The sequence below is a fragment of the Pseudomonas sp. EA_15y_Pfl1_P101 genome, from assembly GCF_963970835.1.
Classification (GTDB): domain Bacteria; phylum Pseudomonadota; class Gammaproteobacteria; order Pseudomonadales; family Pseudomonadaceae; genus Aquipseudomonas; species Aquipseudomonas tritici.
In genome coordinates, this window is sequence record NZ_CAXAPA010000002.1 from 338,376 (window position 1) to 352,718 (window position 14,343).

Annotated in this window: 12 protein-coding genes and 1 pseudogene; 3 read left to right on the forward strand and 10 right to left on the reverse strand. The window is 59.1% G+C overall.

Going from position 1 to position 14,343, the window contains the following annotated elements; all coding sequences use genetic code 11:
• Positions 1 to 161 precede the first annotated feature (161 nt).
• Together AACY36_RS03935 and AACY36_RS03940 are read left to right on the forward strand one after the other, a co-directional pair.
• Positions 162 to 1,538: a glutamine synthetase family protein gene (locus AACY36_RS03935; RefSeq protein ID WP_065874419.1), complete on the forward strand. Its 1,377-nt coding sequence runs from the start codon at positions 162 to 164 to the stop codon at positions 1,536 to 1,538.
• Between the two features lie 247 nt (positions 1,539 to 1,785).
• Entirely contained in the window at positions 1,786 to 2,427 is a 642-nt protein-coding gene (locus AACY36_RS03940; protein ID WP_339415197.1) for a TetR/AcrR family transcriptional regulator, read from the forward strand.
• A 75-nt stretch (positions 2,428 to 2,502) separates the two neighbouring features.
• Here the strand turns inward: AACY36_RS03940 and AACY36_RS03945 are convergent, their stop codons facing one another.
• The 10 genes and pseudogenes from AACY36_RS03945 to argE form a co-directional block, all read right to left on the reverse strand.
• Positions 2,503 to 2,718: a TOBE domain-containing protein gene (locus AACY36_RS03945; RefSeq protein WP_003213899.1), complete on the reverse strand. Its 216-nt coding sequence runs from the start codon at positions 2,716 to 2,718 to the stop codon at positions 2,503 to 2,505.
• A gap of 111 nt (positions 2,719 to 2,829) precedes the next feature.
• The gene (ssuB, locus tag AACY36_RS03950) at positions 2,830 to 3,636 is read right to left on the reverse strand and encodes an aliphatic sulfonates ABC transporter ATP-binding protein (protein ID WP_339427628.1); all 807 of its coding nucleotides are present in this window, start codon (positions 3,634 to 3,636) and stop codon (positions 2,830 to 2,832) included.
• Positions 3,633 to 4,421: an aliphatic sulfonate ABC transporter permease SsuC gene (gene ssuC / locus AACY36_RS03955; RefSeq protein ID WP_339415195.1), complete on the reverse strand. Its 789-nt coding sequence runs from the start codon at positions 4,419 to 4,421 to the stop codon at positions 3,633 to 3,635. Before ssuC ends, ssuB begins: the two co-directional genes overlap by 4 nt.
• Positions 4,422 to 4,430: 9 nt before the next feature.
• A complete protein-coding gene (ssuD, locus tag AACY36_RS03960) occupies positions 4,431 to 5,579 on the reverse strand; it encodes an FMNH2-dependent alkanesulfonate monooxygenase (protein ID WP_339415194.1) in 1,149 nt (382 codons plus the stop codon).
• A 24-nt stretch (positions 5,580 to 5,603) separates the two neighbouring features.
• A complete protein-coding gene (locus tag AACY36_RS03965) occupies positions 5,604 to 6,572 on the reverse strand; it encodes a sulfonate ABC transporter substrate-binding protein (RefSeq protein WP_339427626.1) in 969 nt (322 codons plus the stop codon).
• 95 nt (positions 6,573 to 6,667) lie between these two features.
• Positions 6,668 to 7,261, reverse strand: a complete 594-nt coding sequence (ssuE, locus tag AACY36_RS03970) for an NADPH-dependent FMN reductase (protein WP_339415192.1) — start codon at positions 7,259 to 7,261, stop codon at positions 6,668 to 6,670.
• A 232-nt stretch (positions 7,262 to 7,493) separates the two neighbouring features.
• Positions 7,494 to 7,890 (reverse strand): annotated as a pseudogene (locus tag AACY36_RS03975) (redoxin domain-containing protein).
• A gap of 284 nt (positions 7,891 to 8,174) precedes the next feature.
• On the reverse strand, positions 8,175 to 9,500 hold the full coding sequence (locus tag AACY36_RS03980; protein WP_339456532.1) for an OprD family outer membrane porin: 1,326 nt from the start codon (positions 9,498 to 9,500) through the stop codon (positions 8,175 to 8,177).
• A gap of 625 nt (positions 9,501 to 10,125) precedes the next feature.
• Positions 10,126 to 11,424: an amino-acid N-acetyltransferase gene (gene argA, locus AACY36_RS03985; protein ID WP_065891333.1), complete on the reverse strand. Its 1,299-nt coding sequence runs from the start codon at positions 11,422 to 11,424 to the stop codon at positions 10,126 to 10,128.
• Between the two features lie 133 nt (positions 11,425 to 11,557).
• The gene (gene argE, locus AACY36_RS03990) at positions 11,558 to 12,706 is read right to left on the reverse strand and encodes an acetylornithine deacetylase (protein WP_339415190.1); all 1,149 of its coding nucleotides are present in this window, start codon (positions 12,704 to 12,706) and stop codon (positions 11,558 to 11,560) included.
• Between the two features lie 158 nt (positions 12,707 to 12,864).
• On the opposite strand from argE, the gene AACY36_RS03995 reads away from it, so the two are divergent.
• A complete protein-coding gene (locus AACY36_RS03995) occupies positions 12,865 to 14,232 on the forward strand; it encodes a CYTH domain-containing protein (RefSeq protein WP_339415189.1) in 1,368 nt (455 codons plus the stop codon).
• Positions 14,233 to 14,343: the final 111 nt, after the last annotated feature.

The following is a 14,343-nucleotide window of genomic DNA, read 5'->3' on the forward strand; positions in this document are numbered from 1 at the left end:
GCCTTTCAAACCCAAAAAGCCGCCCCAAAAAGCCTCAAAAAAGCCCTCAGGGCGCTTTTTTAGGGCAAAAAATGCCTCGCTTGACTTCGGCATGCCGTTCGGGTTGACTGAAACCAGAAAAGATCAATGATTGATATTTTTAACAACAAAGGTGTTGCATCATGTCGGTACCCCCGCGTGCCGTTCAGCTTAATGAAGCGAACGCGTTCCTTAAGGATCATCCTGAGGTTCTGTACGTAGACCTTCTAATTGCGGATATGAATGGTGTGGTGCGCGGCAAGCGCATCGAACGCACCAGCCTCCACAAGGTTTACGAGAAGGGCATTAACCTGCCTGCCTCTTTATTTGCTCTGGATATCAATGGCTCTACGGTGGAAAGCACCGGCCTGGGCCTGGACATCGGTGATGCTGACCGAATCTGTTATCCAATCCCCGACACCCTGTGCAATGAGCCGTGGCAAAAGCGCCCTACCGCGCAACTGCTGATGACCATGCACGAACTGGAAGGTGAGCCGTTCTTCGCCGATCCGCGCGAAGTGCTCCGGCAAGTTGTCAGCAAATTTGACGACCTCGGTCTGACCATCTGCGCTGCCTTCGAGCTTGAGTTCTACCTGATCGACCAGGAAAACGTGAACGGCCGCCCACAACCGCCCCGCTCGCCGATCTCCGGTAAACGCCCGCATTCGACACAGGTCTACCTGATCGACGACCTCGATGAATACGTCGACTGCCTCCAGGACATCCTGGAAGGTGCCAAAGAGCAAGGCATCCCGGCCGACGCCATCGTCAAGGAAAGTGCCCCGGCGCAGTTCGAAGTGAACCTGCACCACGTCGCCGACCCGATCAAAGCGTGTGACTACGCCGTATTGCTCAAGCGCCTGATCAAGAACATCGCCTACGACCATGAGATGGACACCACCTTCATGGCCAAGCCTTACCCAGGCCAGGCAGGCAACGGTTTGCACGTACATATTTCGATCCTGGATAAAGACGGCAAGAACATCTTTGCCAGCGAGGATCCCGAGCAGAACGCCGCATTGCGTCACGCGATCGGCGGTGTGCTGGAGACCCTACCCGCTCAAATGGCGTTCCTATGCCCTAACGTCAACTCCTACCGACGTTTCGGCGCACAGTTCTACGTGCCGAACTCGCCGTGCTGGGGCCTGGATAACCGCACCGTGGCGATCCGCGTACCGACCGGCGCAGCCGATTCCGTGCGGATCGAACACCGCGTGGCTGGCGCCGATGCCAACCCTTACCTGCTGATGGCTTCGGTTTTGGCAGGCGTGCACCACGGCCTGACCAACAAGATCGAGCCGAATGCACCAGTGGAAGGCAACAGCTACGAGCAGAACGAGCAAAGCCTGCCAAACAACCTGCGTGATGCTCTGCGCGAGTTGGATGACAGCGAGGTGATGGCCAAGTACATCGATCCTAAATACATCGATATCTTCGTCGCCTGTAAGGAAAGTGAGCTGGAGGAGTTCGAACACTCCATCTCCGACCTTGAGTACAACTGGTACCTGCATACCGTTTAAACGGTTACTGCAATAAAAAACGCCGCAGGCCTTAGGGGTTTGCGGCGTTTTTTTATGGGTTTATTCCGGGAGACCGAGTTGGCCTCTTCGCGAGCAAGTCGAATCGTCGCACCGCCGCTCCCACATTTGACCGAGTTCCAGGTTTGGAATGCAATCAACTGTGTGTGCGGGCTTGCTCGCGAAGGCGGCCAGGCAGACAACACCGGTTCCTGCTCATACAATGCCTGCTGCTTTGTAGGAGACTTCCATGACCACCCGCCCCGCCGCCCCTCGCAAACCCCGCGCCCGTAGCCAGGCCCGGATAGATGCGATCCTCGACGCCGCCCGCACCTTGCTGGCCGCTGAAGGCGTGGCCGGTTTGTCGATCTACAGCGTGGCAGAACGCGCGCAGATTCCCCCTTCGTCGGTCTATCACTTCTTCGCCAGCGTGCCGGCATTGCTGGAAGCGTTGACCGCTGACGTGCACGCCGCTTTTCGGGCAGCCATCCAGGCGCCCATTGAGCACGATTCACTCAAGCACTGGCGCGACCTGTCCTGCATCGTCGAACAGCGCATGCTCACCATCTATGATCATGACGCCGCCGCGCGACAGTTGATCCTGGCGCAGCACGGGCTCACCGAAGTGACCCAGGCCGACCGTCAGCATGATCTGGAATTGGGCGACCTGATGCTTGCCGTGTTCAACCGTCACTTTGAAGTACCGACGTTGCCCAGCGATGTTGATGTGTTTGCGTTGGCGTTGGAACTGAGCGACCGCGTGTATGCGCGCTCGGTGCATCAGCATGGGCTGATCACGCCGCGCATGGCGGAGGAAGGGATGCGGGTGTTTGATGCGTATGTGGGGCTTTATTTGCCGGCGTATTTGCCTAAGCGGCTGGCTGCGCACTGAGTCTTGTGTTGACTGGACCGGCCTCTTCGCGAGCAAGCCCGCGAAGGCGATCTCAGAAGCAACAAAGGTCTTCAATCACAATTTGGCAATCGACACCTCGGTGGACTTAACAAAGGCAATCACTTCGCTGCCAATCACCAGCTCCAGCTCTTTGACCGAGCGAGTAGTAATCACCGAAGTGACGATGCCGGACGCCGTCTGCACATCGATTTCCGACAGCACGTCGCCTTCGACGATTTCCTTGATCGTGCCTTTGAACTGGTTACGCACGTTGATGGCTTTAATAGTCATACGATTTCTCCTGGGGTGGAATTTAGCTGCAAGTTGCCAGCCACAAGCTGCAAGCAAAAGCACCGTGCTTTCCCTTGCAGCTTCAAGCTTGCAGCTTGCCGCTGCTTCTTTCTATTGAGCCCAACGCAATTGCGTAGGCAGCGGTGAAACAGGTTCAGGTTCCGGCGGCGTGCCGGGTAACGACAACACACGGTTGAGCACTTCGGCTTCCAGCGCCGCCAGGCGATGCGAGCCGCGGGCCCGTGGGCGTGGCAGGTCGACGATCAGATCGAGGCCGATTTCGCCGTCTTCGATCAGAATCACCCGCTCGGCAATGGCCACGGCTTCGTTGACGTCGTGGGTTACCAGCAACACGGTAAAGCCGTGCTTGTGCCAGAGGTTTTCGATCAGTTGCTGCATCTCGATACGAGTCAGTGCATCCAACGCGCCCAAGGGCTCGTCAAGCAACAGCAGGCGCGGTTGATGGATCAAGGCGCGCGCCAGGGCCACGCGCTGCTTCTGCCCACCGGACAGCGCCGCCGGCCACTCATTGGCACGTTCGGCCAGGCCGACTGCTTCCAGGGCGTCTAACGCTTTGTGGCGCCAGTTGCCTTTAAGACCCAAGCCGACGTTGTCGATGATCTTTTTCCATGGCAGCAGGCGTGCTTCCTGGAACATTAACCGCGTGTCTTCAATCGCTTCGCTCAGCGGCGCAGAGCCGGCCAGCAGTTCGCCGCCGCTGGCTTTGTCCAGGCCAGCCAGCAAGCGCAATAGAGTACTTTTGCCGCAACCGCTGCGACCGACTACCGCTACGAACTGGCCGGCAGGAATGTGCAGGTCGATTTCCTTGAGCACTTCGCGCGCACCAAAAGCCTTTCGCAGTTTGCGCACCGCCAGGGGAATCCCCTTCAGCAGGCGCGGGGGTTGTTGAGCGGTCATGCCGCACCTCCTTTATTCACTTGATACGCCGGGTGCCAGCGCAGCCACACACGCTCCAGGCCACGCGCGGCCAGGTCGGCGAGCTTGCCGAGGATCGCGTACATCACAATCGCGAGTACCACCACGTCGGTTTGCAGGAATTCACGGGCGTTCATCGCCAGGTAACCGATACCGGAACTGGCCGAGATGGTTTCCGCCACGATCAGCGTCAGCCACATGAAGCCCAGGGCAAACCGCACCCCCACCAGGATCGACGGCAGCGCGCCAGGCAGGATCACCTGACGGAACAGGCTGAACCCGGACAAGCCGTAGCTGCGCGACATTTCCACCAGCGCCGGGTCGACATTGCGGATGCCGTGATACGTGTTGAGGTAGATCGGGAACAGCGTGCCAAGGGCAACCAGGAAAATCTTCGCCGTTTCGTCGATGCCGAACCAGAGGATTACCAACGGGATCAGCGCCAGGTGCGGCACGTTGCGGATCATCTGCACCGAGCTGTCCAGCAGGCGTTCGCCCCACTTCGACAGGCCGGTGATAAAGCCCAGGGCCAGACCGATGCTGGCGCCGATCACAAAACCCAGGCCCGCACGCCAGCCGCTGATGGCCAGGTGTGTCCAGATTTCGCCGCTGGCCACCAGGTGGACGCCGGCTGCAATCACTGCGCTGGGGGCCGGCAGGATGCGCGTCGACAACCCGCCCGCCGACACCGACCACTGCCACACCGCCAGCAAGAGAATCGGCAGTACCCAGGGCGCCAGACGATGGCTTAGTTTTTCACAGTTCATGGCGCTGTCTCAGCTCTGTGACGCAGCGTTGGGAAGGATGTCGTTGGCGACCATCTCGCCGAACGGGCTGACGTACCCAGCGCTTTTCGGCAGCTCGGGACGCTCGATATCCAGGTGTGGGAACAGCAGCTCGGCGACGCGATACGACTCTTCCAGGTGTGGGTAACCAGAGAAGATAAACGTGTCGATGCCGAGTGCTGCGTATTCCTTCACACGTTCCGCAACCGTTGGGCCATCGCCCACCAGTGCCGTACCCGCGCCGCCGCGGACCAGGCCGACGCCGGCCCACAGATTGGGGCTGACTTCGAGGTGGTCGCGGTTGCCGCCATGCAAGGCAGCCATGCGTTGCTGGCCGACGGAATCGAAACGCGCCAAGGAGGCCTGGGCACGAGCAATGGTGTCGTCGTCCAGATGAGCGATCAGTTTGTCGGCGGCTTTCCACGCCTCATCGTTGGTTTCACGCACGATCACATGCAAGCGAATACCAAAGCGCACAGTGCGCCCGAGCTTCGCGGCCTTGGCCCGTACCTGTTCGATCTTTTCAGCGACGGCAGCCGGTGGCTCGCCCCAAGTCAGCACCATTTCCACTTGTTCGGCAGCCAGGTCCTGGGCGGCTTCGGAGGAACCGCCGAAGTACAGCGGCGGGCGTGGTTGCTGGATCGGCGGGTAAAGCAGCCTGGCGCCTTTGACGCTGATGTGCTCGCCGTCGTAATCCACGGTTTCGCCTTCCAGCACGCGGCGCCAGATGCGGGTGAATTCCACCGAGGCCTGGTAGCGCTCTTCATGGCTGAGGAACAGACCGTCGCCGGCCAATTCCTCCGGGTCACCACCGGTGACAAGATTGAACAACGCACGGCCGCCAGACAGGCGGTCCAGGGTCGCGGCCTGACGCGCGGCCACCGTCGGGGAAATGATCCCGGGGCGCAACGCGACAAGGAATTTCAGACGCTGGGTCACCGGGATCAGCGAGGCAGCCACCAGCCACGAGTCTTCGCAGGAGCGACCGGTAGGGATCAGCACCCCACCGAACCCTAGGCGGTCAGCAGCCTGGGCCACTTGCTGCAGGTAACCGTGGTCGACGGCGCGAGCGCCTTCGGCGGTGCCAAGGTAATGGCCGTCACCGTGGGTAGGCAGGAACCAGAAAATAGTGAGGCTCATGGAGTTGTCTCCTGAAAAATCGGATTACGGCGCTTTGGCAACGGCGGCGGGTGGCGTCCAGATCACGTCCTTGATGCTCAAGGGCGTGGGAATCAATTTGAGTTGGTAGAAGGTGTCGGCGATTTTCTGCTGGGCAGCGACCACTTGCGGGGTCAGGAACAGCGCACCGTAGCCTTGGCGTTTCATCGAGGTCAGGGTGATGTCAGCCGGCAGGCCGAGCAGCGGAGCGACTTGTTCAGTCACTTCCTGCGGGTTGGCCTTGGACCATTCGCCCACGGCGCGCACTTCTTCGATCAAAGCCTTGATCACTTCCGGATTTTTTTCAGCGTACGGCTTGGTCGCCAGATAGAACTGATGGTTGTCGGCGATGCCGGTACCGTCACGCAGGGTGCGCGCTTGCAGTTGTTTCTCGGCGGCGGCCTGGTACGGGTCCCAGATCACCCACGCATCCAGGCTGCCACGCTCAAAGGCGGCACGTGCATCGGCGGGCGGCAGGAACACGGTCTGCACGTCGGTGTATTTCAGGCCGGCGTCTTCCAGCGCACGTACCAGCAGGTAGTGCACGTTGGAGCCTTTGTTGAGCACGATTTTCTTGCCCTTGAGCTCGGCCACGGATTTGATCGGCGAGTCTTTCGGCACCAGGATCGCTTCGCTGGTCGGCGCGGGTGGCTCGTAGGCCACGTATAGCAAGTCGGCACCGGCCGCCTGGGCGAACACCGGTGGGGTTTCGCCGGTCACGCCGAAGTCGATGGAGCCGACGTTCAGGCCCTCGAGCAATTGCGGCCCACCGGGAAACTCGGTCCATTGCACGTTCACGCCTTGGGCGGCCAGGCGTTTTTCCAGGGTGCCCTTGGCTTTGAGCAGCACCAACGTGCCGTACTTCTGGTAACCGATACGCAAGGTCTCGGCGGCTTGAGCTTGAACAATGGCGCCGAAGGACACAGCCGCAGCAAACAGTGCGACCAGACCACGACGCAAGATGACAGTGCGCATGGCGCTCTCTCCAAATGTGCGAATAGGGTTTTGGCTGCACCTGCTTGGCCGTTGGCGGCTGAGTAAGGTGAGTGTGACTTGATGTCGGGTACCGCTTAAATGCTCCAGCGAGCACTCAGCAAACGTTCATTCAATACATGCGGGTCCAGCGGTTTCGGGCGACGGGCCATGGCGCTGTAAAGCTGCTCCAGGGCTTCGTGTAAACGGTGTTCTACCACCGGCACCAACTGCGCCTGGACGCTGCCTTCGGCATAAGCGATCTGGCTGTCCTCGGCAAAAATGCCGTGGAGCAATTCCTGGGCTTTCAGCGCCGACAACACCGGCTTCAAGGCGTAGTCCACCGCCAGCATGTGGGCGATGCTGCCGCCAGTCGCCATCGGCAATACGATCTTGTGGGCCAGGGCGCGTTCGGGCAGCAGGTCGAGCACGGTTTTCAGCGCGCCGGAAAACGAAGCCTTGTAGACCGGCGTGGCAATCACCAGGCCATCCGCATTCGCCACCTGTTGCAGCAGGTCGATGACCTTGGGGCTGTCGAAGCGAGCGTGCAGCAAGTCTTCAGCCGGGAAGTCCCGTATCTGGTAACTCACCACTTCCACGCCTTTGTCTTGCAACCACTGACGGGTTTTATCCAGCAACACCCCGGAGCGGGAACGCTGGCTGGGACTGCCTCCAAGTGTTACGACCAACATGCAGGATTTCCTTGAGCAGGTGTCAGCGGTTCGCTGTGTGGCGATGGCGCCAAGATGGAACAGACCTTATCAGCAGATTTATATATCTTTAAATCTTTTTTTTTCATTTGTTTATTCTTTAAATGCATATGAAGATTGTAAATCTCCGGGCGAAAAAAAAGCCGTGAAAACGGCCTGGAAACCCCTGCTATGTGAGACTTGAAATGCAGCCCGCTCCCACATTGGGCCTGCGTTAACGATTCGGCTGAGGGGCAAGCCGCAGATACGGCTTCACCGCGCGATACCCCTTCGCAAAGCGCTTCTTGATCTCTTCCTCGTCCTTTAGCGACGGCACGATCACCACCTCATCACCGTCCTGCCAGTTGGCCGGGGCGGCGACCTTGTGGTTGTCGGTCAGCTGCAGCGAGTCCACCGGGTCGACCGACAGGGCAATCGCCTTGAGCCGCGCTGGGCAAATTCGTCCTTGAGCTTGGCGGTGAAGCCCAGCTCGGTGGTGCACACCGGGGTGAAGTCCGCGGGGTGGGAAAACAACACGCCCCAGCTGTCGCCCAGCCATTCGTGGAAACGAATCGTGCCGGCGCTGGAGTCCTGTTCGAAGTCGGGGGCGAGTCGCCCAGTCTTAGGCTCATGGTGTGGCTCCTAGCGAGTGCTATGGAGCCCACTGTGCATGGGTTACGGATTACTTTAAAAGAATAAATACCGATCTATATAGATCATAAAAGAATATTAAAAATCTGTTCATTGGACGTCGTGACGAGCGAGGAGCAACATCGATTTCAAGGTTCGAGAAGGCCTTGAGACGTTGTACTAAAGAGGGAATTCAGGAAGGGCTTACGGGGGTGAGCCCGACTTGAGAAAAAGCAAAAAACCTCGCGCGAGCGCGAGGTTTTTTTTTCAACTACTTCACTTAGTCTTACAGGAAGCTATAAGTGTAGTTGAAGATCAGACGGGTCTGATCCTGGTCCTGGATGCCTGTACCGCTACCACGATAAGCACCGTGGCGCAGCGTGGTACCGAAGCCCTTAAGCGCGCCTTGCTGAACGGTGTAGTCGATACGCATGTCGCGTTCCCACTCGGATTGATCACCGCTGCCGTTGCTGGCTTTGATGTTGTCACCGTGCAGATAGGCAATCGAGGTTTTCAGACCTGGAACACCCAGCGCAGCGAAGTCATACGAGTATTGACCGAAGGTAGTGTTTTCACCCGCGCGAACGAAGGAGTTGATCATGCTGTCGGTGAACAGATAGAAGCTTGAACCACCAGCACCCTCGCTACCGCCGCTACCGTTAACAACGCTACCTTGGTTCAGCCAAACAAAACCGCCGTCATCGTTGACGCGCTGATGGCCGACCATGAAAGCACTGCCACCCAAGGCGTAGGTGAACATGGCACTCCAGGTTTTGTTATCAACCTCGCCAGTGTTCTTAGCGTAGCCACCGTTGTTGTTGAAGCGGTACCCAGCTTGACCATTCTTGCCATCGGAGCTGCTGTCGAAGTAGCGCAAATCGGTCTTGAACGATTGACCTTCGCTGATTGGGTAAACGTGCACCAGACCGAGGAACTGCTGCTTGTAGTAGTCTTCCAGATTCGAGTAGTAGTACTGCAGGGTCAGGTCTTTGGTGACCTTCCAGTCAGCGCCACCAAAACGGAACTGGTTGCTTTCCTTCGAACCGCCGTTGACAGCCAAACCGGTGCTGTTGCTCGAAGCACGGCCAGTGGCGTGCTCAAGTTGACCGGCGTTGAAGGTCACATTGTCGATTTCTTTGGAGGTGATGGTGCCGCCTTCAAAGGTTTGAGGAAGCAGACGGCCGTCGCTTGCAATCAGGATCGGCAGGTTTGGAGCCAGTGCGCCACCCAAATGCGCTTCAGTCTTGGAGAAGCGGGCCTTGACGTTGGCGCTCGCGCTGCTCCAGCTGCTTACGGCAGAGCCGTCGGTATCGCTTGGAACGAAGGAGTTGCTGTTTGGGTGATGGCCACGACCGCCGTCCAGGTGGAAACCCACCAGCGCCTGTGCATCAATCCCAAACCCAACCACGCCTTGAGTGAAACCAGACTGGTAGTTGAACTTCAAGCCTGTGGCTGTTTCGCGCTGATCCGCGCCGCCATCACGCGCATCGCCATCAAAATACAACGTTCGGGAACTGACGCTTGCCTTGCTGTCTTCGATAAAACCGGCAGCGCCTGCGTGCTGGGCGATGGCGCCCAAAGCTACAGCCAAAGCCAAGGTGGACTTCTTCATGTACCGCTCCTCTCGTTTCTAATTTTTGTAGTTCTTTGGTCTCGGGTCTGACGCCCTCGATCCACAGATGCGCGATTAGCACCGCATAGTGACTGACAAGTCAATCGTAACCTTGTGTGTCTACTACCTTCGTCTAATCGCAGTTGATTTGGTCCCTGCAGGGTAATGAGTTTTCCATACACCCAAAAAGAATTGCTTCATTCTTTTTTATACGATTAAGGAATAAAAGTTTTCGTGATACGAGCCAGCCTACGTTGGCTGAACGTTACAAAAGCTATTCCTAAAGGGTATTTACCAGCGCACTTTTAGACCGTTTAGTCTGACTGTACGTTTTCATACGTCACTCACGATCAAAAAAGCGACGCCATGATGGCGAAACGCACATCCTCCCGTCAATTTGTTACAGTTTTTGTATCTCTAATACTTTCTTTTGATGTCAAAGCCGCTGATTTAACGGTGTGCCTGCCATCGTATCGGCTCTGATCAATACTTCTGAAGTGATAGAAATGAGAAGGGGCTTGCTCCCGATAGCGGTGAGCCAGTCAAGTACTATCGACTGACACTCCGCCATCGGGAGCAAGCCCCCCCTCTCACACTTTGACCTGCTTGACCGCCGAAATCGGGCCTACAAGGCCTTCTCAAAAATCTTCGAATTACGCTGATAGTTGTACAGCGAAGCCCGCGCCGAGGGCAGACGGTCCACGCTGCTGGGCACAAAACCGCGCTCACGGAACCAGTGGGCGGTGCGGGTGGTGAGGACAAATAATGTCTTCAACCCTTGCGCCCGCGCTCGGGTTTCGATGCGCTCCAACAACACATCACCCCGCGCGCCGTGGCGATATTCCGGGTTCACTGCCAGGCACGCCAGCTCACCTGCATCCGAATCTGCGATCTGATACAGCGCTGCACAAGCGATGATCATGCCCTCGCGTTCCACCACGCTGAACTGCTCGATCTCACGCTCCAGCACTTCCCGCGAACGGCGCACCAGGATGCCCTGCTCTTCCAACGGGCTGATCAGGTCGAGCAAGCCGCCCACGTCTTCAATCGCCGCTTCGCGCACCAGTTCAAATTGCTCCTGGGCCACCAGCGTACCGCCGCCGTCACGGGTAAACAGCTCGGTGAGCAAAGCGCCGTCTTCGGCGTAGCTGACGATATGGCTGCGCCCTACTCCACCCCGGCAGGCTTCTGCGGCGGCGTCGAGTAATTCGGCCTGGTAGTTGCTGCCCAGGCGCTGCAGGTGGGCCGGCACTTGTTGCGGGCGCAGTTCGCGCACCAGGCGACCATTTTCATCGATCAGGCCCAAGTCGGCGCCGAACAGCAGCAGCTTGTCGGCACCCAAGTCGATGGCGGCGCGAGTAGCGACGTCTTCGCAGGCCAGGTTGAAGATCTCACCAGTGGGCGAATACCCCAGCGGCGACAACAGCACGATGGAGCGCTCGTCCAGCAGGCGATTAATACCCTTGCGGTCGACCCGGCGCACTTCGCCGGTGTGGTGATAGTCCACGCCATCCAATACGCCGATAGGGCGCGCGGTCACGAAGTTGCCGCTGGTCACGCGCAGGCGCGAGCCCTGCATCGGCGACGAGGCCATGTCCATCGACAGGCGCGCTTCAATGGCGATACGCAGGTGGCCGACCGCGTCGATCACACACTCCAGCGTCGCCGCATCGGTGATGCGCATGCCTTCGTGGTAAGTAGGGGTCAGGCCACGCGCTTCGAGGCGCACTTCGATCTGCGGGCGCGAACCGTGCACCAGCACCAGTCGCACCCCCAGGCTGTGAAGCAGCACCAGGTCGTGGACGATATTACCGAAGTTCGGATGCTCCACACCATCGCCGGGCAGCATGACTACAAAAGTGCAGTCGCGGTGGGCGTTGATGTAAGGGGACGCGTGACGAAGCCAATTAACGTAGTCGGGCATAGAACCTGGGCCTGTAATAAAAAGCAGCCGAAAAAGGATGAATCGTGAAAGCGCACAGCGGGCTGATGGTTATCGTCGGAACAGGCTTGGCGACACGCTCACTCTCCTTATGTACGAATGGGCAGAGGTTAATTTATGCAGGTTTCAGGCAGTAATGTTCGATCAGTTCCCGCAATAGACGCACTGTAGGCGTCAAGCGTGACATTTCGAGGTACTCGCCCGGCTGATGGGCGCAAGCGATGTCGCCAGGGCCAAGTACCAGGGTTTCACAACCAAGGCGCTGAAGATAAGGCGCTTCGGTGCCGAACGCCACTGCTTCAGCACGATGACCGGTCAATCGTTGCGCAACCCGCACCAGCTCGGCGTCTTCGGCTTGCTCAAACGGCGGCACTTCGGGGAACAACGGCGCGTAGTCGATCTTGACCTTGTGCCGCTCGGCCAAGGGTTCAAGCTTGTGCCGGATAGCCGCGCGCAACACCTGCGGGTCCATGCCCGGCAAGGGCCGCAGGTCGAACTCCAGGGAGCACTGGCCGCAGATGCGGTTAGGGTTGTCCCCGCCATGGATGCAGCCAAAATTCAGGGTCGGCTGTGGCACGCTGAATTGCGGATTGCGGTACTCACGTTGCCAGGCCAGGCGCAGCCCGCGCAGTTCGCCCATGGCGTCATGCATGGCTTCGAGGGCGCTGTGGCCCAGGCTTGGGTCCGACGAATGGCCACTCTGGCCGAGGATGTCGATGCGCTCCATCATCACGCCTTTGTGCAGGCGGATCGGCTTGAGCCCGGTCGGTTCACCGATCACCGCCGCGCGGCCCAACGGGCGCCCTGCCTCGGCCAGCGCGCGGGCGCCGGACATGGAACTTTCTTCATCGCAGGTGGCGAGAATCAGCAGCGGTTGCTTGAACGGTTGATCCAGTAGCGGCAGCACCGCCTCAATCGCCAGAGCAAAAAAGCCCTTCATGTCACAACTGCCCAGTCCTACCCAGCGGCCGTCGACTTCCGTCAGTTTGAGCGGATCAGTCTTCCACAGCGCGGCGTCATAAGGAACGGTATCACTATGGCCGGCCAACACCAGGCCACCGGGGCCGCTGCCGAAACTGGCGAGCAGGTTGAATTTGCCAGGGCTGACCTGCTGGATGTCAATGGCGAAACCCAAATCGCCCAGCCAGGTGGCAAGCAGGTCGATCACCGGGCGGTTGGTCTGGTCGAGAGACGCTTGGGTGCAACTGACCGACGGCGCGGCAACCAATGCGGCGAATTGCTCTTTCATGGACGGTAATGGCATTCGCGGTCTCCCAACTTCCCGGATGAGTCCCACTATAAAGGCATCTGCACGACACAATAAACCGTTGCGGCACGTTGCCGGGCTCAGTCCTGTACACTGCACGACCTTGGCAGCCACTCTTTTTCCCGGCTGCGCTCCCGATCCTGGATTTTCCGGCCATGCAGAAAGAAACCGAAATCAAGCTCCGCGTCAGCCGCGAAACACTCGCCGCGCTGCGTGAGCACCCGCTACTGAAAAAACGCAACAAAAGTGGCTGGGAACGCCGTGAGTTGATGAACCAGTATTTCGACACCCCCGAACGCGACCTGGCCCAGGCCAAAGTCGCCCTGCGCCTGCGCAAGGACGGTGACGATATCATCCAGACCCTCAAGACCCGCGGTCAGAGCGTCGCCGGCTTGTCGGAACGTAACGAATACAACTGGGACCTGCCCAAAGCCAAGCTCGACGTGAAGAAACTCGACGGCGAATGCTGGCCCGAGCAACTGGCCGAGCTGGACAAAAAGACCCTCAAGCCGATCTTCACCACCGACTTTGTGCGTGAACGCGCCGAAATCGCCTGGGGCCGTGGCAAAGCCAAGGTGGTGATCGAAGCCGCTTTGGACCTGGGACACGTGGTGGTTGGGAAGCAGAAAGAAGAAATCTGCGAGCTGGAACTGGAACTGCGCGAAGGCGAACCGGCTGCCCTGCTGGAACTCGCCGCCGAGCTGGCCGCGACCCTGGCGCTGATGCCTTGCGACATCAGCAAGGCCGAGCGTGGCTACCGCTTGTATGACGCCAGCAGCTACTCGTTGAGCCTGCCAGCGCCGCAGATCCACGCCGAAATGCCGTTGGACGATGCCTTCGCTGCGATCATGTGGCACCTGCTCGGCAGCAGCCAACGCCTGGCCGAGCAATACCGTTTCAATGGCCACTGGCGCCTGTTGCAAGACTGGGTCGACACCCTCGGCGAACTGCGCGCCCTGATCGGCAGCCTCGGCCAGGCCGCACCGCGTCAATCCACCAGCGAACTGCGCAGCGCACTCGATGCCCTGCTGGAAGACTGGCGCCCACTGGTACAAGCCGGTGACGACGATGAAGACATCCGCAAAGCTGCGCCTGAGCAGTTCGCCGAAGAGTTGGAAGACCTGCGCTGGGGCCAGTTCTCACTGAACGCCTCGCGCTGGCTGCTGGCTCGCACCTGGACCGCCGACCGCAATGTGCGTGGCAACCGCCAGGGCGCTGCGCAAATCACCAACTGGCTGCCACGCCTGCTGGCCGACGATGCAGTCGCCCTGCAATTGCCGCGCTACCAGCAGCAACCGGAAGACCTGGCTGAGCAACTGCCGCGTATCGAACGCATCCAGGCCTGGCTGCACCATGCGCGTAACGTGGTCGACCTTCTGGAGCTGGACCGCCTGTATGGCGAGCTGAACAAGTTGGCGCAACTGGCCAATCAGCCGATCACCGATGAGTCGCTGGATGCGCGGATGCATCAGGCGATTGCGGTGTATCAGAACCGTGCCTGGAAGACTTTGCTGCGTCTGTAATTCAAAGGACGCCTCGGTCAAAGTGTGGGAGCGGGCTGGCTCGCGAAAGCAGTGGATCAGAAACACATTCGGTGACTGACACGCTGCTTTCGCGAGCAACCCCGTTCCCAC